Annotated in this window: 1 protein-coding gene; it reads right to left on the bottom strand. The window is 71.7% G+C overall.

Annotation, left to right across the window (positions count from 1 at the left end):
- Positions 1-160: 160 nt before the first annotated feature.
- On the bottom strand, positions 161-1,153 hold the full coding sequence (locus FPZ41_RS46555; RefSeq protein ID WP_152870935.1) for a tetratricopeptide repeat protein: 993 nt from the start codon (positions 1,151-1,153) through the stop codon (positions 161-163).
- Positions 1,154-1,298 lie beyond the last annotated feature (145 nt).

Below are 1,298 nucleotides of genomic sequence, written 5' to 3'. Positions count from 1 at the left end.
GTTGAGGGCTGTGGGGGGTGTGTTCTGCGCGGCATGCGAGGGGTGCGAGGGCCGCGCGGGGTGCTGGGTTCGGGCTCGTGATCGGCGCACTCGGCCACGGTAGGGGCCCGGGGCTGCGATGACTACGGTCTGCTCGGCCACAATCACGGAGTGCAGATATCTATGGTCGGGCTGCGGAGGCCTGGGTTCCGTCCGAGGTCTCGGGAGGACCGGCCGTCTCCGGAGGGCCGTCTGTTTCTGGGGGACTGGCCGTGTCCGGGGGCGCGAGCAGGTCGCGGACGACCGTGAGGTTGTTGGCGACCCGTTCGGCACCCTCCCGGTCGCCGATCGCACGGAAGGCCTCCAGCGCCTCCTCGTAGGTGTGCGTGGCCTCGGCCGGTCGGCCCGCCCGCAGGAAGGAGCCGGCGAGGTTGTTGAGGGTGCGGGCCAGCCCCAGCGTGTCCCGGACGGCCCTGGCCTGCGCGACAGCGCGCTCGAACAGGGAGATGGCCTCCTCGGCGCGGCCCGCGAGGAGGTAGGCGCTGCCGAGGTTGGACAGGGTCGACCCCAGGCGTGGGTGGTCGTCCGGGAGGTCGGCGATCGCCTGGTGCCCCAGCTCGATGGCTTCGGTGAGGTCGCCCGCGTACGCCTCGGTGAGGTCGCCTTCGTGCTCCGCCTGCGCGTACCGCGAGCGCTCGTAGCGCACGCGCAGCGCGCTGCTCAGGCTCGCCAGGGCCGCGGCCCGCTGGGTCAGGCGGGCCGGCAGATGGACCACGGAGGACCGCCCCCAGGCGATGGCCGCATCCAGATCGTCCGTGTTGCCGGTCACCTCGGCACGGGTGTGCAGCGCGCTGATCAGGTTGGGGATCGTGGCGCTGAGCGCGGGTGGGCTGCCGTGCGTGAGCAGGCCGGTGCTGGCCTCCGCGAGATGGGCGATGGCCTGGTCCAGGTCGGCCGGGTCCGAGCTGTGCCGGAACCGGGCCAGCCGCAGCAGCCCGAGGTTGGAGAGGATCGTCGCGCGCAGCGGCCCCTCCTGGGTCGCGGGCAGGACCTTCTCCAGCGGTCGCAGGGCACGGTCGGCTTCCTCGGCGTCGGCGACCGTGTCCGGTGGCGTCCGCAGGATCTCGACGGCCCGGAGCTGGGTCTCCGGATCGATGTCAGGGTGACTACTCATGCCCAAGGCCCATTTCCTTCAGATGCGCGTTGATGATGTAGCGCGCCAGCCCTTCGTCGAAGATCTCGATGTATCGCTGGTGGCCGATCTCCACGCGGATGATCACGCCGGACGGTTGGCTGTTGCGGCCCGGGGGAGTCGGGGG

It is taken from the genome of Streptomyces acidicola, from assembly GCF_009377235.1.
Classification (GTDB): Bacteria; Actinomycetota; Actinomycetes; order Streptomycetales; family Streptomycetaceae; genus Streptomyces; species Streptomyces acidicola.
The sequence above is the reverse complement of the archived record's forward strand: the minus strand, read 5'-3'. Positions and strand labels throughout refer to the sequence as shown.